The sequence below is a fragment of the Streptacidiphilus sp. EB103A genome, assembly GCF_041261405.1.
Lineage (GTDB): Bacteria > Actinomycetota > Actinomycetes > Streptomycetales > Streptomycetaceae > Streptacidiphilus.
In genome coordinates, this window is the sequence record NZ_JBGCAQ010000005.1 from 115,209 (window position 1) to 133,538 (window position 18,330).

At 70.2% G+C, this 18,330-nt stretch carries 16 protein-coding genes; 10 read left to right on the forward strand and 6 right to left on the reverse strand.

Translation table 11 applies throughout. The features are described from left to right. Positions 1-102: 102 nt before the first annotated feature. The gene (locus ABH941_RS09675) at positions 103-954 is read right to left on the reverse strand and encodes an SAM-dependent methyltransferase (RefSeq protein ID WP_370128248.1); all 852 of its coding nucleotides are present in this window, start codon (positions 952-954) and stop codon (positions 103-105) included. Between the two features lie 151 nt (positions 955-1,105). Beyond that, positions 1,106-1,708: an HIT family protein gene (locus ABH941_RS09680; RefSeq protein ID WP_370128249.1), complete on the reverse strand. Its 603-nt coding sequence runs from the start codon at positions 1,706-1,708 to the stop codon at positions 1,106-1,108. A gap of 103 nt (positions 1,709-1,811) precedes the next feature. Here ABH941_RS09680 and ABH941_RS09685 point away from each other — a divergent pair, with 103 nt between their 5' ends. Beyond that, positions 1,812-2,420, forward strand: coding sequence for a cation transporter (locus ABH941_RS09685; RefSeq protein ID WP_370128250.1), 609 nt, complete (start codon positions 1,812-1,814; stop codon positions 2,418-2,420). Between the two features lie 19 nt (positions 2,421-2,439). Here ABH941_RS09685 and ABH941_RS09690 read toward each other — a convergent pair whose 3' ends face one another. Beyond that, a complete protein-coding gene (locus ABH941_RS09690; protein WP_370128251.1) occupies positions 2,440-3,450 on the reverse strand; it encodes an inositol-3-phosphate synthase in 1,011 nt (336 codons plus the stop codon). Positions 3,451-3,713: 263 nt separating this feature from the next. Here ABH941_RS09690 and ABH941_RS09695 point away from each other — a divergent pair, with 263 nt between their 5' ends. The 4 genes from ABH941_RS09695 to ABH941_RS09710 are packed head-to-tail and all read left to right on the forward strand — an operon-like array spanning position 3,714 to position 7,470. Then, positions 3,714-4,766: a hypothetical protein gene (locus tag ABH941_RS09695; protein WP_370128252.1), complete on the forward strand. Its 1,053-nt coding sequence runs from the start codon at positions 3,714-3,716 to the stop codon at positions 4,764-4,766. A 33-nt stretch (positions 4,767-4,799) separates the two neighbouring features. Beyond that, entirely contained in the window at positions 4,800-5,843 is a 1,044-nt protein-coding gene (locus ABH941_RS09700; protein ID WP_370128254.1) for an ATP-binding cassette domain-containing protein, read from the forward strand. Next, positions 5,840-6,652 carry an ABC transporter permease gene (locus ABH941_RS09705; protein WP_370128255.1) on the forward strand — a complete coding sequence of 271 codons (813 nt, stop codon included), beginning with the start codon at positions 5,840-5,842 and terminating at the stop codon, positions 6,650-6,652. Before ABH941_RS09700 ends, ABH941_RS09705 begins: the two co-directional genes overlap by 4 nt. Further along, the gene (locus ABH941_RS09710; protein WP_370128256.1) at positions 6,649-7,470 is read left to right on the forward strand and encodes an ABC transporter permease; all 822 of its coding nucleotides are present in this window, start codon (positions 6,649-6,651) and stop codon (positions 7,468-7,470) included. The genes ABH941_RS09705 and ABH941_RS09710 overlap by 4 nt, the downstream gene beginning before the upstream one ends. Positions 7,471-7,486: 16 nt before the next feature. On the opposite strand, the gene ABH941_RS09715 is transcribed toward ABH941_RS09710, so the two are convergent. Beyond that, entirely contained in the window at positions 7,487-8,980 is a 1,494-nt protein-coding gene (locus ABH941_RS09715; protein WP_370128257.1) for a PucR family transcriptional regulator ligand-binding domain-containing protein, read from the reverse strand. 203 nt (positions 8,981-9,183) lie between these two features. Between ABH941_RS09715 and ABH941_RS09720 the strand changes: the two genes are divergently transcribed. Genes ABH941_RS09720 through ABH941_RS09735 form a run of 4 tightly spaced genes read left to right on the forward strand, consistent with a single transcriptional unit; the run spans position 9,184 to position 13,169 of the window. Continuing rightward, entirely contained in the window at positions 9,184-10,251 is a 1,068-nt protein-coding gene (locus ABH941_RS09720) for an ABC transporter ATP-binding protein (protein ID WP_370128685.1), read from the forward strand. An 8-nt stretch (positions 10,252-10,259) separates the two neighbouring features. Continuing rightward, on the forward strand, positions 10,260-11,486 hold the full coding sequence (locus tag ABH941_RS09725; protein WP_370128258.1) for an ABC transporter substrate-binding protein: 1,227 nt from the start codon (positions 10,260-10,262) through the stop codon (positions 11,484-11,486). Further along, positions 11,486-12,352 (forward strand): ABC transporter permease, encoded by an 867-nt coding sequence (locus ABH941_RS09730; protein WP_370128259.1) that lies wholly within the window; start codon positions 11,486-11,488, stop codon positions 12,350-12,352. The genes ABH941_RS09725 and ABH941_RS09730 overlap by 1 nt, the downstream gene beginning before the upstream one ends. A 13-nt stretch (positions 12,353-12,365) precedes the next feature. After that, complete coding sequence (locus ABH941_RS09735) at positions 12,366-13,169, forward strand: ABC transporter permease (RefSeq protein ID WP_370128260.1); 804 nt, start codon at positions 12,366-12,368, stop codon at positions 13,167-13,169. A 53-nt stretch (positions 13,170-13,222) separates the two neighbouring features. Here the strand turns inward: ABH941_RS09735 and ABH941_RS09740 are convergent, their stop codons facing one another. Beyond that, the gene (locus ABH941_RS09740) at positions 13,223-13,966 is read right to left on the reverse strand and encodes a FadR/GntR family transcriptional regulator (protein ID WP_370128261.1); all 744 of its coding nucleotides are present in this window, start codon (positions 13,964-13,966) and stop codon (positions 13,223-13,225) included. A 545-nt stretch (positions 13,967-14,511) separates the two neighbouring features. On the opposite strand from ABH941_RS09740, the gene ABH941_RS09745 reads away from it, so the two are divergent. Continuing rightward, on the forward strand, positions 14,512-15,324 hold the full coding sequence (locus ABH941_RS09745) for a class I SAM-dependent methyltransferase (RefSeq protein WP_370128262.1): 813 nt from the start codon (positions 14,512-14,514) through the stop codon (positions 15,322-15,324). Between the two features lie 607 nt (positions 15,325-15,931). On the opposite strand, the gene katG is transcribed toward ABH941_RS09745, so the two are convergent. Continuing rightward, positions 15,932-18,163 (reverse strand): catalase/peroxidase HPI, encoded by a 2,232-nt coding sequence (gene katG / locus ABH941_RS09750; protein WP_370128263.1) that lies wholly within the window; start codon positions 18,161-18,163, stop codon positions 15,932-15,934. Positions 18,164-18,330: the final 167 nt, after the last annotated feature.

Consider the following 18,330-nt stretch of genomic DNA (forward strand, 5'->3'; position numbering starts at 1 on the left):
GTCCGTCGGTGGGTCAACTCAACCACAGGGGACGGCCGGACGTCAGCCCAGAACTGCACAAAGCAGGGCCGGGCCCAGCGGGCAGCCTCCGTCGACGGTTCGTCAGGGCTTGGCGCTGACGCCGCAGTAGAAGCCGCGGGTGGCGAACCACTCCTCGTGGGTGGCCTGGGCGCGCCAGTTGGCCAGTGGGACCAGGCCGGGGTCCAGCAGGTTCGTGCCGGTGAAGAAGCGGGTGATCTCGGCGCGGCTGCGCAGGTGCAGTTGGGCGTTGGCCGTGCTGTAGGGGCTGCTGATCCGATCGGCGACCTCCGCGTCCGCGGGATCGTCGGTGTCGCCCGAGGCGTGACTGAGGATCAGCATGCTGCCCGGGGCGAGTCGTTCCACCAGTAGTTCCACGATGTCGTGCGGATCGTCCGCGTCGTCGATGAAGTGCAGGATCGCCGCCAGGACCAGGGCGACGGGCTTCTCGAAGTCCAGCAGGTCGGTCACCGCGGGGTCGGCCAGGATCTTCTGCGGGTCGCGCAGGTCGGCCTGGATCACGCGGGTCGCGCCGTGGCCGGCGCCCGCCATCAGCGCTCGGGCGTGCGACAGCACGATCGGATCGTTGTCCACGTAGGCCACCCGGGCCTGCGCATTCACCTGCTGCGCCACCTCATGCGTGTTGCCGGCGGTGGGGATGCCCGTGCCGATGTCCAGGAACTGGCCGATGCCCGAAGTCGCCGCGTGGCGCACCGCCCTTCCCAGGAACGCCCGGTTCAGCCGCGCACCAGCCCGCACTTCCGGTGCGGCCCGCAGGATCTGCTCGGCAGCCGCCCGGTCCGCCGGGAAGTTGTCCTTTCCACCGAGCAGCGCATCATAGATCCGGGCCGTATGGGCGATCTCCGTCCTCAGATCGACCGACGGAGCCGGTTCCGCCGACCCTGTGCAGCTCATCCACTCCGTCTCGCGCGCCACGCTGCCGCCTCCGTGCCCCTAGTGGTTCGTGTGCCGTCAGGGTATGGACGCCGACCGTCCCAGAGGTAGGTATCCCTCTGACTCACAGTCTCTACACATACTTTGGGAGTATTGGCACGAGGCGGACCGCAGCGGCGGGAGTGACGGCCCGTCAGCAGTGGGCGATGCCGCCATCGGTGGCCATGGCTTGGGCGATCCGGTGGCTTGTCTCGGTCCAGACCACCTCGGGGACCTTGGGCAACACATCGTCCCAGAGCGGCAGGCAGGTGCCCCGTAGCTGCATCATCCCCTCCGGGCGGGCGATCAGGAACATGTGCAGGTGCGCTCCTCCATCGCCCCACCTGTTCACGTGCACCCTGGCGATGCCTTCCAGCGACATGACCGCCCGTTCCACCCGCTGCAGCATCGCCCCCAGCTCGGCGGCCCGCTCGGGCGGCAGGTCGTGCAGGTCGTAGTGGCCGCGTGGCTGCAGCAGCACCATCGCCGGAACCGCGGCCGGCTCAGGGAAGCCGCCGAGCCGCCAGTGCTCGTCGGTCCACAGGAATTCGGCGTCCGCACGCTTGCAGGTGTCGCAGTCCTGCGGTCCTGCCTCGCCGTGCCGCGGAGGCTCCGGCAGCGTCGGCTGCTCCAGGACCTTGATCTGCAACTCTCCCTCGTAGGGGAAGACCTCCCAGAACGGGATGCCCTCCGCGGGGAAGGGGATCCTTTCCCCGATCGGCAACCTCTTGACGTACTCGCTCGGCTCGATGCTCATGGCGAGCATCCTGGCATCCCACGCAGGTCAGCACCCTGGCGGGTCGGCTGCGACCACCTGGGCCGAGGACCAACAGCGCTGCTGCGTCTGCGAGACTCCTCCGGTGAACGCCCTCGATGTGACCACCCGTAAGGCCCTGCTCCGCCGGGGCTTCGTCCTCGAATACACGACGCTCGGCTGGAACGTGGTGGGCATTGTGGTGCTCGCCTTCGCGGCGGTGTCCGCGAGGTCGGTGGCGCTGGCGGGGTTCGGGCTGGACTCGCTGATCGAGATCGGCGCGTCCACGGTGGTGGTGTGGGAGCTTTCCGGCGTCGGCGAGGATCGGCAGCGCCGTGCGCTGAGGCTGATCGGGGTCGGGTTCGCGCTGCTGGCCGGGTATCTGGCGGTGCAGTCCGTCGTCGTGCTGGTGACGGGCTTTCATCCGCACCACTCGTCGCTCGGCATCGCCTGGACCGCGGTGACGGCCGCCGTCATGTTCGCGCTGGCCGCGGGCAAGGCGCGGACCGGTGCGGCGCTGGACAATCCGGTGCTCAGGACCGAGGGACGGGTTACCCTGATCGACGGTGTCCTGGCAGCGGCAGTGCTGGTCGGCCTGGTCCTCAACTCGGCCCTGGGCTGGTGGTGGGCCGACCCGCTCGCCGGTTTCGTCCTGGTCTACTACGCCGTCCGCGAGGCCCGGGAGATCTTCTCCGCCGAGCACGCGGTGGATTGAACAGCATGGCTGACCGGGTTCAGCGATCGGGTAGTCCGGGAGCCTTGAACAGGGACGGCAGTACGGCCGAGAGGTCGAGCTCGGCGCCGGACTGCAGGCTCGCGGCAGCCCGGACAGCATCGATGGCGATGGCCGCGGAGTTCGGGCTGTCCTCGACTTCCAGGCGGACTTCCATCGAGAACGGCATTCCCAGGTAACCGTTCCCTTCGATTCTGATATAGCCGACCTTCCGGTCCTTGAGCTGCGCGATGTGATCGCTGGGCCCCAGATCCATGGCCGTTTCCGGCGAGACGAGCTCGCGCAGGGCGGTGGCTTTTGTCACCCGTTTCGCTGCGGACCGGCTGGTGTCCCGAAGGTTGAGGAAATCGGTGTTTCCGCCGATGTTCAGCTGATAGGTGGAGTTCACCGTGACGCCCTGCCTGTTCAGGGCGCTCAGCAGCGCCTGATGCATGGTGGTCGACCCGATATGGCTCTTCATGTCGTCACCCAGGAGCGTGGTTCCACGGCGCTGGAAACGCTCCCGCCAGGTCTCCGACCGACCCAGGAAAGCGGGTGTGCAATTGACGAGCGAGCATCCTGCCTTTACCGCGGCATCGGCATAGAGTTCGGCGGCTTCCTGCGCGCCGGTGGGAAGGAAGATGACGAGTATGTCGACCGCGGAGTTCCTGAGTTCGGCCGCTACGTCCGCCGCCGTGGCCCGATGGGCGAGGTCGTGGACCTGGACGACACCGGTGAGCGGACCCCTGACGCCGTCCGCCAACGGGCCGACGGTGACCCTGGGCAGCTGGGTGGGGACGTCGACATAGCTGGTCGTGCAGTTCGGCTCGACGAAGATTGCTTTCTCCAGAGGTATTCCTACCTTTCTGGCATCGACATCGAACGCGGCGGTTATCCGAATGTCACGCACCGGTACCGATTCGAGGCCCGGCACGAGGTCGGTGTGCGCGATCGTGCCGTTGCCGACCCCGTGCAGTGCCTGGACCAGGGCAGAGCTACAGTTTCCGATACCCGCTACAGCAATGTTCGGCATATGCCTGCGCCTCCCGTGCAACTATCCTGATGCTTCAGCAGTAGATCGGAGTCCCGGCGTCAGCACAAGACTTGGTTCGAACTGTCATCTATGTTCTGTTGTTCTGCCTTGTCCGAATTTGTTCGGCGGGGTCCGATGTAACGCTGTAACGGAACCGGCGTATATTGACACGGACTGGAACCTGGGGTTGGCTTGACCCAACTGCGAATACAATTCCAGGGAAGGCGAAATCCGTGCCGCAGGTCCACTTATCGGTCGCCGTGATGGCGCATCCGAGTCGCGCGCGTGCGGCTCTCCGGCTGCAGGCGGACCTCGCCGCACTGGCACCCGAGGTCGTATTCGACCCGGAACCCGAGGGACCGCCGAGCGCTCTGCGCACGGCCCGTCGCGCCTGGAGCGCGGTCGCGCCTGGCGCCACCCATCACCTGGTGCTGCAGGACGACGCCGTTCCCTGCGCGGGATTCGCCGCGCAGGCGGCGGCAGCGGCGCGGGCGAGGCCGGAGGACGGACTCGCGTTCTTCACCGAGTGGGGATCGCGTACCGCGCACATGGTCCGGATCGCGGCGCTCACCGGCGCGTCCTGGGCACGGGCGGTGGACGAGTACGTACCCGCGCCCGCACTGCTGCTGCCCGCCCACATCGCCCGCGGCTTCGACGAGTACGCCGAGCGGAAGGCCGACCCGGCCACCCCCGACGACGTCGCCCTCGACGACTACCTGCGCGAACTCGGGGTCGCCAGTTACGTTTCGGTACCGAACCTCGCCGACCACCTGGAAACGCCCAGCCTCACCGGCAACGACCACATGGGCGCGCGCCGCTGCGTCTGCCTGCCCGCCGACGGCGACCCGCCCGCCGACTGGACCGGGCCGGCGATCGAGGCGCTGCCGATGGTGCCGCAGTTCTCCTGGTGGGAGGGGCTCTCCTGCATCCGGGTGCGCGACGGCGACCGGTACCGGAAGGAGTGGACCGCGCCGATCCTGGCCGCCCGCGGCCTCACCGCCGCCGAGCTGGACGCGACGTGTGCGGCGGCGGTCCCGGCGGAGGTGCGCGAGATCGTCAGCGAGATGCTGATCGCGCAGTGGTGGCTGACCGCCTGCGCGCTCGGCATGGTCGTGGCCGACTTGGGCCTCTCCGCCGACCGCATCCCGACCGCGGCCCGGCAGCCGGTCGCGGCCCGGGCCCTGGCGACGATGTTCCCCGGCGGGGTACGGCGGTTCCTGCCGGTCGGCCAGTTCGAGCGGGCCGGTGAGCTGATGGTGGAACCGCTGATCACGGCGCTCTGCCTGGGAGCGCGGTACGGCGGGAGCCGGTCGTGACTGTCCGGCCGGGTGGCGCGGGAAGGTCCCGGCATGCCGGCCATTGACGTGCGCCAGGTGAGCAAGCACTTCCGACTGCGCGGGCCGCTGATCCGGCGCCGCAAGGGGACGCGCGGGGAGGGGACGCGCGGGGAGGGGACGCGTCGGGAGACGGTCGCCCTGGACCGGGTGGACCTGGGGATCGAGACGGGCGAGTTCGTCGGGCTGCTCGGGCAGAACGGAGCCGGGAAGTCGACACTGATCCGGGTGATGACCGGGCTGATGGTGCCGGACGCGGGCGAGGTGCGGGTGCTCGGACTCGACCCGAACCGGGACCAGGTGCGGAACGCGCGCAATATTGGCGTGACCTTCGGCCAGCGCACCCAGCTGTGGTGGGATCTGCGGGCCCGCGACTCGTTCGAGATCCTGCGGGACATGTACGGCCTGTCGGCGGCGGTCTACGCCCGGCGGATGCGCGAACTCGACAACTACCTGGACCTGTCCGCGTTCTGGGACACCCAGGCGCGGCACCTCTCACTCGGCCAGCGGGTGCGGTGCGACCTGGCCGCGGCCGTGCTGCACCGGCCCAGGGTGCTGTTCCTGGACGAGCCCAGCATCGGCCTGGACATCCTGGTGAAGGACCAGGTCAGGGCGATGCTCGCGGATCTCGCCGGCACCGGGGACCACGCCATCGTGCTGACCACCCACGATGTGGCCGACGTCGAAGCGCTCTGCCCCCGGATCGTGCTGATCGACCAGGGGAAGACGCTCTTCGACGGCACACTCGCCGACCTGACCAGGATCGGCGGTCGTCGTCGCACCGTCCTGGTCGAGCCGGCCGCCGGCAGCAGCCCGCCGCGCCGGATCCAGGGTGCCCGGCTGCTGGACCCGGACGGCGCCCGAGCCATGTACACGCTTGAACCCGAGGTGAGCCAGGCGGAGTTCGCGACCCGTCTGCTCGCTGCGGGTGAGGTACGGGCGATCGACTTCGAGGGCGTCCGGCTCGAGGACGTGCTGCGCTCGATCTACGCGGGTGACCACAGCGTGCTGAGCCCGTCACGACCCCCCGCGCGTCCGGCCGCACCGACCCCGCCGTGACCGACCCCGCCGTGACCGCTCGCGCCTACCGGCTGGCCCGGATCGCGCCGCTCGCCGAGTGCATGCGCGGCGCGCGCCTGCTGACGACCGGATTCGTCATCGCCACCCAGGTCTTCCTGTACGCCGAGCTGTGGCGGGCGTTGTACGCGCACACCGCGACCGTGGCCGGGCTCGACGTCCGGCAGGCAGTCACCTACTCCACGCTGGCCACCCTCGCCACCACCGCCCGCGCCATGCGCGGCGCGACCGGGGAGTCCGTCAAGACCCGGATCCTGGACGGCTCGATCGCCTACTGGTTCCTCCGCCCGGTGAGCGCGCGCCGCTACCGCGCCTGGTACGGGGTGGGCGAGGCGCTGTACTCCTCGGCCTGGGTGGTCGTCGGGCTTGCGCTCGGGCTGGGCCTGGGGCTGGTCGCGCCTCCCGGCTCGGCGGCGGTGGCCGCGGTGTCGGCGGTCAGCTTCGCGCTCGGTCTCGTGGTGCTGTACTACCTGACCGTGCTGATCGACGTGATCGCCTTCTGGACCGTCTCGACGGACGGGGTCACCCGGTTCTACGACTTCGTGCAGGCACTGCTGTCCGGGGCACTGATACCGGTGTGGTTCCTCCCCGGATGGCTCGGCAGTCTGACGACCCGTCTGCCGTTCGCGGCCGGGGTGTCGACGCCGATCTCGCTCTACGCCGGACGGATTCCCTTGGCCGAGGCGGTGCCGGCGCTGGCCGGGCAGGCCGGCTGGTGCGTGGTACTCGCGATGGTCACGGCAGTCCTCTGGCGCCGCGCCGGACGCCGTCTGGTGGTACTGGGCGGATGACGACCACCGCGCGGATCCGCCGCGCCGCGAGGATCGCCCGGGCGACCAGCCGGGCCGGGCTGCGGGAACGCCTCGCCAACAAAGGGGACTTCGCGCTGGCGATCGTCAACGGCGTGACGTACCAGATCACCGTGCTGCTGTTCGCGACCGTCGTCTTCACCCGGTTTCCACCGCTGGCCGGCTGGACGGTCGGGCAGGTGCTGCTGGTGAGCAGCGTCCGTCTGCTCGCGCACTCCGTGTTCGTGCTGGGCTTCACCAACGTCAGGGAGATTCCCTACCTGATCCGGCAGGGGCGGTTCGACAGCTTCCTGGTACGACCGGCGTCGGTGTTCCTCCAAGTGTGCACCAGCCGGTTTCCGCTGAACGCGGTGGGCGATCTGACCGTCGCGGCGACATCGCTCGGGGTCTGCCTGTCCATGCTGCGGCTGGACTGGACCGTCGCCCGGGTCGGCTCGCTCGTCCTCGCGGTGGCGAGCGGGGCCACCCTTGAGCTGGCGCTCGCACTGTGCGTGGCGGGCATCGTGCTGCGCCGGGCCGGCACCGAGGCGCTGTTCTCCTGGCTGGACACGGTGATCGGGGCATTCGGCAACTACCCGCTGAGCGTGTTCCCCTCGATCCTGCGGGCGGCGTTCACCTTCGCGCTGCCGGTGGCGTTCGTGGCCTTCTATCCGATGGCGGCGGTGCTGGGGAAAGCGGAGACCGTACCGTACGGACCGGCGCTGACGATGGTCTCGCCGCTGGTCGCGGCCGTCTGGCTGGCGGTGGGCGGCTGGGCGTGGCGCACGGGGCTGCGGACGTACGCGCGGCGGGGGTGGTGACCGCGCGAGCAGCGTGCTATTCGGCTCTGGAGCGGTCCAACGCCAGGAGCGCGAGCCAGAGTTCGCCCCGGTCGGCCGTCGAGGCCAGCGAGAGTCCGGTGAACTCCTCGATCTGGGACAGCCGGTAGCGCACCGTGTTCCGGTGGACGAAGAGCTGGTCCGCGGTGGCCTGCACCGATCCGTCGGTGGCCAGGTAGCGGCGCAGCGTGCCGACCAGGTCGGCCCGGTGCTCGGCGTCGAAGCGCAGCAGCGGCCGCAGCACCCGGTCGCTCAACTGCCGTACGGCCGGCGACAGCGGCGAGAGCAGCAGGTCCGCGAGGCGCGGCTGGGTGCCCGCGTGGACGCCCGCGCCCCTGCTGAGCGCGGCCCTGGCCTCCAGGTATCCCTCCTGCACCCCGCGCGCTCCGGCGCCCGGCGCGCTCAGGCCGACGGCGGCGGTGACGCCCCGCACCGGGTCGCGGCGCAGAGCCTCCCAGAGGCTCTTGGCGTGGACCTCGGCGGCCTGCTGGCTCTCGCCGTCCTCGGGGTGCTCGGGGACGAGCACCAGCAGGTGACCCTCGACCACCGCGGACAGCGGCTGGGCCGGCTGCCCCTCCGGACCCTCGCCGAACTGCGGCATCGACCAGGCCAGATGGCTGAGCCTGCGGCGGCTCTCCTGCTCGCGTCCGGACCGGCGGTCCGCCCACTGGCCCAGCAGGACGTGGTGGCGTCGGGTCGGATCGACGCCGTGCACGGCGAGCAGCCGGTCCGCGGCACCGCCGTCCAGGGTGCCGTTGACCACCTCCCCGAGGAGCCGCCCCAGCAGCCCGCGCCGACCGGCGATGAAGGACAGCCGCCGGGCCAGCTCCAGCGCGACCAGCCTGGCGGCGTAGTGCAGCGGTTCCGGCTGCTCGCTGCGCCCGGCGAGCAGCCAAGCCACCACCACCCCGTCGACCTCGACCTGGAGCCGGTGCTCCGGTGCGGCGGGCAGCGATCCGGCCAGTGCGCCGCCGTCGGCCGCCAGGACCGCGGTCGGTGCGCCGATCTCGCGGCTCAGCGTGCGCAGCAGCTGCTCCAGCGCGTCGCCCGCGAGCACGGCCTGGGTCAGCCGGTCGTGCGCCTCGACCAGTCGGCCCTGCTCGGTGTGGCGCTCCGCGGCGATGCGCTCCGCGACATGGCGGCCGAGCGCGATGAACGGGGTCTGGTACGGGACTTCGAGCACCGGCAGGCCGAACTGCCGCGCGGCGGCCAGCAGGGCGCGGGGTACGGCGGTGTGGCTCAGCCCGGTGCCGAAGCCGATGCCGGAGCCGCCGGCCTGGGCGATCCGGGCGGCGAAGGCGGTCTGCGCCGCGGCGGTGCGCAGCCGCAGCCCGGTGGTGAGCAGCAGCTCGCCGCCGTTCATCCAAGGCGTCGGGTCGGCGAGCTCTGAGGCCGCGGCCCAGCTCACCAGCCGGTCCAGGCCGCCCTCCCCGGTACAGCAGCGCAGCGCCAGACCCTCGATGTCGAGGAGGTCCCGCAGTCGCACTGGCATGGCGCGGACTGTATGCGTGCACAACGGCGCCCGGGAAGTCCGTGCGGCCATCCATAGCCGAATTGTCATCTGGGTTCATAGGTTTTGGCATCACCAACGGCCACCCGACCCCGAGGACCAGCGTGACGGACAGCCCACCTACCAGCACCGGTGCACCCCTCGCCGGACCCCTCGCCGGTCCGTCCGTCCCGGGCGCGGTCGCGCTGTCCAGGGTGACCAAGGCCTTCGGCGCGGTACGCGCCGTCGACGGCATCGACCTGGAGATCCGGGCAGGGGAGTTCTTCTCGATGCTCGGCCCCTCGGGGTCGGGCAAGACCACGGTGCTGCGCATGATCGCCGGCTTCGAGGAGCCGACCAGCGGGCAGGTGCTGCTCGGCGGCGCGGACGTCACCCGGCTCGCGCCCTTCGACCGCGACGTCAACACCGTCTTCCAGGACTACGCGCTGTTCCCGCACCTGTCGGTGCGTCAGAACGTGGAGTACGGCCTCAAGGTGAAGCGCGTCCCCAAGGCCGAGCGGATCCGGCGGGCCGCCGAGGCCCTGGCCGCCGTACGGCTGGAGGACTTCGCGGCCCGGCGGCCCGCCGAGCTCTCCGGCGGCCAGCGCCAGCGCGTCGCCCTGGCCCGCGCCCTGGTCAACCGGCCCTCGGTGCTGCTGCTCGACGAACCCCTCGGCGCCCTCGACCTCAAGCTGCGCCTGGAGATGCAGATCGAGCTCAAGCAGATCCAGCGCGAGGCCGGGATCACCTTCGTCTTCGTCACCCACGACCAGGACGAGGCGCTCACCATGAGCGACCGGATCGCGGTCTTCAACGCCGGACGCATCGAGCAGGTCGGCACCCCGGCCGAGGTCTACGAGCACCCGGCGACCGAGTTCGTCGCGGGCTTCGTCGGCACCTCCAACCTGCTCCAGGGAGACGCCGCGGCCCAGGTGTTCGGCGAGCCGGGCCTGTACTCCGTGCGCCCCGAGAAGATCCGGATCACCCATCCCGACGACCCCGCCGGACCGGACGAGTGCTCGGCCCCGGGGACGATCGTCGAGGTCGTCTACGCGGGGGCGCTGACCCGCTTCGTGGTCGACCTCGAAGCCGGCGGCCGACTGGTCGCGTTGCGGCAGAACGTCGAGGAGTCCAGCACCGACGTGGCCCGGCACCGCGGCTCGACGGTCCTGCTCGCCTGGCAGCGCCGTCACACCATCCGGCTCAGCGACCGGGCCGGCGACCGGGCCGGCGACCGGCTCAGCGACACCACGCCGAACGACAACTCACAGTGAGGTCATCCATGAACGCCTACCGTTCCCCGAGATCCCGGACCGTGCGCGGCCTGGTCGTCGCGTCCACCCTGCTGCTCGCCGCCGCGTGTTCGGCCACGCCGACCAACAGCGGAGGCGGGACCTCCACCGCGGGCTTCACGCCGCCGAGCATCCCGATGCAGAAGTCGCTCGGGACCGGCGAGGGCGTGGTCAACATCGTCGCCTGGGCCGGCTACGTCGAGTACGGCCAGGACAGCAAGACCGTGGACTGGGTCTCCGCCTTCACCAAGCAGACCGGCTGCAAGGTCAACGTCAAGGTCGCGGGCACCTCCGACGAGATGGTCGCGCTGATGAAGACCGGCCAGTACGACACCGTCTCCGCCTCCGGCGACGCCACCCTGCGGCTGATCGCCGGCGGCAACGTCGCCCCGGTCAACACCGCGCTGGTGCGCAACTACGCGGACATCTACCCGGCGTTGAAGAACCAGCCGTGGAACTCGGTGAACGGCGTCTCCTACGGCATTCCGCACGGGCGCGGAGCCAACCTGCTGATGTACAACACCGCCAAGGTCACCCCCGCGCCCACCTCCTGGTCCGCGGTCTTCTCGCCCAGCTCGCCCTACACCGGACACATCACCGCCTACGACGACCCGATCTACATCGCCGACGCCGCCCTCTACCTGATGAAGACCAAGCCCGAACTGGGCATCAAGAACCCCTATGCGCTCACCGAGGCCCAGTTGACCGCCGCCACCGACCTGCTCAAGGTCCAGAAGCAGCAGGTCGGTTCGTACTGGAGCGACTACACCAAGGAGCAGGCGGCCTTCGACTCCGGCGACGACCTGCTCGGCACCACCTGGGAGGTCATCCAGCAGGCCGTGGCCGCCGACGGCAAGGTGAAGACCAAGGCGATCCTGCCCAGCGAGGGCGCCACCGGCTGGTCCGACACCTGGATGATCGCGGCCAAAGCCGCGCACCCCAACTGCGCCTACCAGTGGATGAACTACATCGTCTCGCCGAAGGTCAACGCCCAGGTCGCCGAGTACTTCGGCGAGGCCCCGGCCAACTCCAAGGCCTGCGCGCAGATCACCGACAACCCCAACTTCTGCGCCGACTACCACGCCGCCGACGAGAGCTACTGGAAGAACGTCTACTACTGGAACACCCCGACCCAGCTCTGCCTCGACGGCAGCGGCAAGAACGACTGCACCACCTACGCCCAGTGGGTCACCGCATGGAACGAGATCAAGGGCTGATGACCTCACCCGTCCGCAGGCTGGCGGGGGCGCTGCACCGTCGCCCCCGCCTGCGCCTGGCCGCGCTGATCTCCGCGCCCATGGCCTGGCTCGCGCTGGCCTACCTCGGCGCGCTCGTGGTGCTCCTGGTCTCCGCCTTCTGGACGACCAATGAGTTCACCTCCAACATCGACTACCTCTGGAACACCGACAACTTCCGTACGGTGCTCACCGATCCGCTCTACCGCAATGTCGCGCTGCGGACGCTGGGCATCGCCGCCGGGGTGACCCTGATCGACGCGGTGATCGCCTTCCCGATGGCCTTCTACATGGCGAGGGTGGCCAAGCCGCACAGTCGGCAACTGCTGTTGGTAGCCGTACTGACCCCGCTCTGGGCCGGGTACCTGGTCAAGGCCTACGCCTGGTGGGTGATGCTCAGCCACGGCGGCATCATCGACTGGCTCACCGCGCCCTTCGGCGGCAGCTCGCCCGGCTTCGGGATACCGGCCGTGGTGATCGTGCTGTCGTACCTGTGGCTGCCGTACATGATCCTGCCGCTCTATACGGCCTTCGAGCAGCTGCCGGACAGTCTGCTCGCCGCCTCGGGGGACCTGGGCGCAAGGCCCTGGCGGACCTTCGTCGGGGTGGTGCTGCCGCTGGTCAAGCCGGCGGTGATCGCCGGGTCGATCTTCACCTTCTCGCTGAGCCTGGGCGACTACCTCTCGGTGCAGATCGTCGGCGGCACCACGCAGATGCTCGGCAACGTCATCGCCTCCAACGTCACGCTCAACCTGCCGCTGGCCGCGGCCGTGTCCTGTGTACCGGTGCTGATCATCGTCGGCTACCTGCTCGCCGTGCGCCGAACCGGCGCGCTCGACAACCTGTGAAAGGAGGGACTCGGTGGAACTCTCCCGTGGCGCCCGGGTCGCCCTGCGCCTGGCCATGGCCCTGGGGCTGGCCGTCATCTATGTGCCGCTGGCGCTGGTGCTGGTCAACTCGTTCAACGCCTCGCGGTCCTTCGCCTGGCCGCCCTCGGGGCTCAGCACCCGCTGGTGGACGGCGGCCTGGCAGGAGACCGGGCTGCGCGAGGCCCTCTACACCTCGCTCAAAGCCGGGCTGGGAGCGACCGCGATCGCCGTGGTCCTCGGCACCATGGCCGCCTTCGCCGTCACCCGGTACCGGTTCTTCGGGAAGCAGGCGGTCTCCTTCCTGCTGATCCTGCCGCTCGCGCTGCCCGGGATCGTCACCGGCATCGCCCTCAACGCGGCCTTCCGCACCGTGCTCACCCCGCTCGGGATCGGCTTCGGACTGTTCACCGTCGTCGTGGGCCATGCGACCTTCTGCATCGTCGTGGTGTTCAACAATGTGGCCGCCAGGCTGCGGCGGACCGCGCCCACAGCTGAGGAGGCGTCAGCCGACCTGGGCGCCCACACCTTTCAGACCTTCTGGTACGTCACCCTGCCCGCGGTCCGCAGCGCGCTCTTCGCCGGTGCGCTGCTGGCGTTCGCGCTCTCGTTCGACGAGATCGTGGTCACCACCTTCACGGCGGGACCGGGAACGCAGACCCTGCCACTGTGGATCTTCGACAATCTGGCCCGTCCCGACCAGGGCCCCATCGTCGACGTCGTCGCGGCACTCCTCATTGTGCTCTCGATCGTCCCGGTCTACCTGGCGCAGCGCCTGTCGGGGGAGGTGCTGCGCTGACCGGCGGGCCGACCGTGTCGGGTCGGCGGCATCCTTCGGTCGGGTCGGGTCCGTCATCCCGGTGCTTCCTTCAGCCGTTGTTCGATGAGCTGCCGCAGCCCGGTGTGGACATGCTCCTCGGCCAGACCGCGGGCCAGGGGCGGGTCTGCGGTCCCGATGGCGTCGAGCAGGTCCCGGTGCTGCTTGTCGGCGATCCGGTGGACCTCGTCGTCGGTGAACGGCAGACAGAGCAGCGGCCCGATCTCGGTCTGCAGCCGGATCTCCTCGCGGGTGAGTCGGGCCGACTGGGCGGCGGCCGCCAGCTCGACATGGAGTCGGCCGTCGATGCGGGCCCGGGCGGTGGCGTCCTCGGCGTCGGCGAAGTCCTGGAGCGAGCGCCGGGGCGCGTCCAGATCGGGGGAGTCGGCACGCTCGGCGGCGAGCCGGGCGATGCCGCCGGCGACGGCCGCGTAGTGGTCGGCCAGGTCGCGCAACTCCTCGACGGTGTAGGCGAGCAGACGCTGGGTCAGCCGTTCGTGCAGGGTGTCGGCGGGGGCGCGCACGAAGGTCCCGCCGCCGCGGCCCCGCCGGGTCGCGACCAGGCCCTGCTGCCGCAGCGCCATCAGCGACTCGCGCAGGGTCACCGTGGCGACGCCCAGCTGCCCGGCGAGATCGCTCTCGCCGGGCAGCTGCTCCCCGTCGACGAGCAGGCCGAGGACGATGGCGTCCCCGAGGCGCCGCGCGACCGCCTCGACCCGGGCCTCGGTGTCGAGCGGCGCGAAAACAGCGCGCCGGGCTGCACTGGATAGTCGGTTCACGGCTGCTCTGTCGTCCCTCCGCCATGGATCGATCCTGCCGACCAGCATGCCATCACGAAACGGCTTCACAGCACAGAAGCATTGCCATATGACCTATGGCTTCAGGTGTTTTCCCGGTGCTCCCCTCAGCGTCGAGACACGGACTGATCCCTCGCCGACCGCTTCGCAGTCGGCCCTGCGCTTACTGAACGACCGCGGCTGCCGCGAGCGCCTTCCTGGCGCGCTCAGTGGCTCGTTCTGCGCGGTTCCTGAGCTGGAGAGCGCGGACCAGGCGACAGTGGGCGGCCCGCTTCAGGCTCTCGTCGGAGTAGGCACGAGTCAGGTCATCGGGCATGGACTGCATCTGATTCAGAATGAAAACGGGCCCTTCGGCATTGACGACGGCCGCCTGACAACCAGGTCGGCGGTCCCAGAAGCTAGCGGCCAGTCACCCGGGCCCGCAACGCAATTTCCTCGGCTCGGCTCGGTTCGCGATCGTGCGTTAGGGTCCTGGGCCAGCAGCGGTGGCGATCTTCGCGCGGCTGGATCAGGAGGAGCGAGTGGCGATGTCGGCGACGGCCTTCGACGAGTGTGAGCGGCAGACATGGGCCGGGCGGGCGTCGGCGTTCGCCGGCAGCTTCGCCCAGCTGTGCGCGTATCCGGTACCGCAGTTGCTGGACGCCGTCGGGGTTCAGGCGGATGTACGGGTACTGGACGTGGGCACGGGAACCGGGACGGCCGCTGCAGCGGCGTGCGGGCGCGGGGCCAAGGTGACGGCGGTCGACGCCGAGCCCGGCATGGTGGAGTTGGCCGCGCAGACGGCCCCCGCTGCCGATGTCCAGGTCGCCGTCCTGCCAGTGCTTCCCTTCGCTGACGGGGAGTTCGACGCCGTGGTCGGCAACTTCGTGCTCAACCACGTGGGCCGCCCCCGGGACGCGCTGGCCGAGCTGTGCCGGGTGCTCCGTCCGGGCGGCCGGATCGCGCTGACGATCTGGTCTACTCCCGCGGCTCCCGGCCAGGCGCTGCTGGGCCGGGCCGTGGAGGCGGCGGGCGTGGTGCGGCCGTCGCACCTGCCATCGCTCGCGCCCGAGGACGATTTCCCGCGCAGCCCCCAGGGGTTGACCGACCTGCTGGAGTCCGCCGGGTTCCGGGAGGCGGGGTGCGAGACGGTTCGCTGGGACCACCGGGCCGACCCCGAGGTGTGGTGGAGCGGTCCGGCGGCCGGCGTCGCCTTCATCGGTCAGGTCGTACTCAGCCAGCCCGAGATGACCCGCGTGGAGATCAAGCGCCACTTCGACCTGCTCTGCGAGGAGTTCGCGGGGCCTGACGGCCGACTCGTGCTTCCGCACGAGGCGCTGCTGGCCGGTGCGCGCCGGTAACTGGGAACTGGGTGGTGCGGAAGCTGTAGGTGGCTTACATGGCAGGTTCGTTGCCGCCCTCCGCCGTCCGTGGCTTGTTGCTGTTGCTCGCTTCGCTCGCGGCGACAAGGGCGGAGGAGGGGTGGGGGCGGAGCGCCGTTGCCGGGCGGCGGGGCGGTCGGTGGTGCCTGCGGAAACGATTCTTCAGCTAGGTGTCCTATGCATTTGGGGTCACTCGACCTACTTTGGGGTCACTCGTCCCACAGATCCCGCCCCGTATGTCCGATATGCCGTCAAGTCAGTGACCCCAAAGTAGGTCGAGTGACCCCAAAATGGACCACGCCGATCGCCGCACGCCCCTGGCCCGCCCGCACGCCCCCCGCACGGGCCTACGGCGCCCAACCAGGCTGCCCCCTCCCGTAGTTAGCCCGCGAGCGGAGCGAGCAACAGCAACAAGCCACGGACGGCGGAGGGCGGCAACGAATCCGCCATGTAAGCCACCCACAGCATCCGCGAACAACCGGCGAAGACGCCCCGCCTCCCCCATGAGCCGACAGACGAAGCCCGGGCCGGCCCACAGGGGCCGGCCCGGGCTTCGGAGCGTCAGACTCGGTCGATCAGGCCCCGATCAGGCCAGGTCGAACCGGTCGAGGTCCATGACCTTGGACCAGGCCGCGACGAAGTCGTTCACGAACTTGGCCTTGGCGTCGTCGCTCGCGTAGACCTCGGCGAGGGCGCGGAGCTCGGAGTTGGAGCCGAAGACGAGGTCGGCGCGGCTGCCGGTCCACTTGACCTCGCCGGTGGCGGAGTCGCGGGCCTCGAAGGTGGTGGCGTCCTCGGAGGTCGCCTTCCACTCGGTGCCCAGGTCGAGCAGGTTGACGAAGAAGTCGTTGGTCAGCGACCCGGGGGTGGTGGTGAGGACACCGAGCGACGACTCCTGGTGGTTGGCGCCCAGCACGCGGAGGCCACCGACCAGGACGGTCAGCTCGGGGGCGCTCAGGGTGAGCAGGTTCGCCCGGTCGATCAGCAGGTACTCCGCCGGCAGCCGGCTGCCCTTGCCGAGGTAGTTGCGGAAGCCGTCCGCGATCGGCTCCAGGGCGGAGAACGACTCCACGTCGGTCTGGTCCTGGGAGGCGTCGGCGCGGCCCGGGTGGAAGGGGACCTGGACGTCGAAGCCGGCCGTCTTGGCGGCCTGCTCGACGCCGACGGCGCCGGCCAGCACGACGAGGTCGGCGAGCGAGACCTGCTTGCCGCCGGTCGCGGCGGAGTTGAAGGACTCCTGGATCCCCTCCAGGGTGCGCAGCACCGTGGCCAGCTGGTCGGGTCCGTTGACCTCCCAGCTGCGCTGCGGCTCCAGCCGGATGCGGGCGCCGTTGGCGCCGCCGCGCTTGTCGCTGCCGCGGAAGGACGAGGCCGAGGCCCAGGCGGTGGAGACCAGCTGGGACACCGTCAGGCCCGAGTCGAGGATCTTGCCCTTGAGGGCGGCAATGTCCTCGGCGCCGACGAGCTCGTGCGTCACCGCGGGCAGCGGGTCCTGCCACAGCAGGACCTCGGACGGGACCTCGGGGCCGAGGTAGCGGGCGATCGGGCCCATGTCGCGGTGGGTCAGCTTGTACCAGGCCCGGGCGAAGGCGTCCGCGAACGCGGCCGGGTCCTCCAGGAAGCGGCGCGAGATCTGCTCGTAGGCCGGGTCGATGCGCAGCGACAGGTCGGTGGTCAGCATCGTCGGGGCGTGGCTCTTCGACGGGTCGAAGGCGTCGGGGACGGTGCCCGCGCCCGCGTTCTCCTTCGGCCGCCACTGGTTGGCGCCCGCGGGGCTCTTGAACAGCTCCCACTCGTAGCCGAACAGGATCTCGAAGAAGCTGTTGTCCCAGGTGACCGGGGTGTTCGTCCAGATGCCCTCAAGGCCGCTGGTGATCGCGTCGGCGCCCTTGCCGGTGCCGTAGCTGCTCTTCCAGCCGAGGCCCTGCTGCTCCAGCGGGGCGGCCTCGGGGTCGGGGCCGACGTTGTCGGCCGGGCCGGCGCCGTGGGTCTTGCCGAAGGTGTGGCCGCCCGCGATCAGGGCGACGGTCTCCTCGTCGTTCATCGCCATCCGGCGGAAGGTCTCACGGATGTCGCGGGCCGCGGCCAGCGGGTCCGGGTTGCCGTTGGGGCCCTCGGGGTTGACGTAGATCAGGCCCATCTGGACCGCGCCCAGCGGTTCCTCCAGCTCGCGGTCGCCGGTGTAGCGCTCGTCGTCGAGCCAGGTGGTCTCGGGGCCCCAGTAGACATCCTCGTCCGGCTCCCAGACGTCGGGGCGGCCGCCGGCGAAGCCGAAGGTCTCGAAGCCCATCGACTCCAGGGCGACGTTGCCGGTGAGGATCATGAGGTCGGCCCAGGAGATGTTCTGGCCGTACTTCTTCTTGACCGGCCACAGCAGGCGGCGGGCCTTGTCGAGGCTGGCGTTGTCCGGCCAGCTGTTGAGCGGGGCGAAGCGCTGCTGCCCGGCCCCGGCGCCGCCGCGGCCGTCGCTGATCCGGTAGGTGCCCGCGCTGTGCCAGGCCATGCGGATCATGAACGGGCCGTAGTTGCCGAAGTCGGCCGGCCACCAGTCCTGGGAGTCCGTCAGCACCGCCGCGATGTCCTGCTTCACGGCTGCGAGGTCGAGCGAGTTGAAGGCCTCGGCGTAGTCGAAGTCCGCACCGAGGGGGTTGGCCACGGCGGGGTTCTTCGCGAGGATCTTCAGATTGAGCCGGTCCGGCCACCACTGGCGGTTTCCGCCGCCCTGCGTCGGGTGCGCGGCGCGTCCGTGCACGACCGGGCAGCCACCCCCGCCCTCCGTCTTCGCGTCTACGACGATTGCATCATGGTTGTCGGACATGGGATTCCTTCCGGACTGGACGGTTCACGAGTCTGCGGATCACGGCGGTCAGCATCTGCAGGAGGGGCGTGCCGGAGGCTTCTTGTCTCTTGTCCCTTGGCCAGCGCCGGATCCGATCCTACGATGGACAGAGTCTAAGTCAAGAAGCCTGCCAATCCCACATCCAA

What these genes read in the sequence shown, in the direction of transcription:
- ABH941_RS09710 (WP_370128256.1), top strand. Translation starts at nt 6,649, where the DNA reads ATGACGACCACCGCGCGGATCCGCCGCGCCGCGAGGATCGCCCGGGCG.
- ABH941_RS09690 (WP_370128251.1), bottom strand. Translation starts at nt 3,450, where the DNA reads ATGCCGAACATTGCTGTAGCGGGTATCGGAAACTGTAGCTCTGCCCTG.
- ABH941_RS09680 (WP_370128249.1), bottom strand. Translation starts at nt 1,708, where the DNA reads ATGAGCATCGAGCCGAGCGAGTACGTCAAGAGGTTGCCGATCGGGGAA.
- ABH941_RS09715 (WP_370128257.1), bottom strand. Translation starts at nt 8,980, where the DNA reads ATGCCAGTGCGACTGCGGGACCTCCTCGACATCGAGGGTCTGGCGCTG.
- ABH941_RS09730 (WP_370128259.1), top strand. Translation starts at nt 11,486, where the DNA reads ATGACCTCACCCGTCCGCAGGCTGGCGGGGGCGCTGCACCGTCGCCCC.
- ABH941_RS09745 (WP_370128262.1), top strand. Translation starts at nt 14,512, where the DNA reads ATGTCGGCGACGGCCTTCGACGAGTGTGAGCGGCAGACATGGGCCGGG.
- ABH941_RS09700 (WP_370128254.1), top strand. Translation starts at nt 4,800, where the DNA reads ATGCCGGCCATTGACGTGCGCCAGGTGAGCAAGCACTTCCGACTGCGC.
- katG (WP_370128263.1), bottom strand. Translation starts at nt 18,163, where the DNA reads ATGTCCGACAACCATGATGCAATCGTCGTAGACGCGAAGACGGAGGGC.
- ABH941_RS09695 (WP_370128252.1), top strand. Translation starts at nt 3,714, where the DNA reads ATGGCGCATCCGAGTCGCGCGCGTGCGGCTCTCCGGCTGCAGGCGGAC.
- ABH941_RS09725 (WP_370128258.1), top strand. Translation starts at nt 10,260, where the DNA reads ATGAACGCCTACCGTTCCCCGAGATCCCGGACCGTGCGCGGCCTGGTC.